The sequence below is a fragment of the Shewanella sp. S1-49-MNA-CIBAN-0167 genome (assembly GCF_040310145.1).
Classification (GTDB): domain Bacteria; phylum Pseudomonadota; class Gammaproteobacteria; order Enterobacterales; family Shewanellaceae; genus Shewanella; species Shewanella psychromarinicola.
On the sequence record NZ_JBEOPO010000322.1, the window covers coordinates 1 to 264 of the forward strand.

The 264-nt window shown below is 39.4% G+C and carries 1 protein-coding gene; it reads right to left on the bottom strand.

What is annotated here, in order from left to right:
* On the bottom strand, positions 1–264 hold a 264-nt coding region (locus AAEZ00_RS21485), incomplete at both ends, for a DUF3391 domain-containing protein (protein WP_351089963.1).

Sequence of the window (264 nt, forward strand, 5' to 3'; positions counted from 1 at the left end):
GCTCATAGCTTACGCTCGCTTTTGCAAACTCTTGCTCTACCGATATAGCGAGAGCAGCTTTAGCTGGCTTTTCTTGGCTGCTAGCTACTTTAGCTTTATTTTTCGGTTTGTATTTGGCGGGTATCTCAACATCACTTTTAGTAAAATCAATGAGTAGCTCTAGCACCCCTTCTGTTACTAAACGCTTAATTATTGACTTATCTCGCACTAGTCCACTGGTTTTGATTTTTATACTACTAATGTTTTCATGCTGCTTGGTAACAT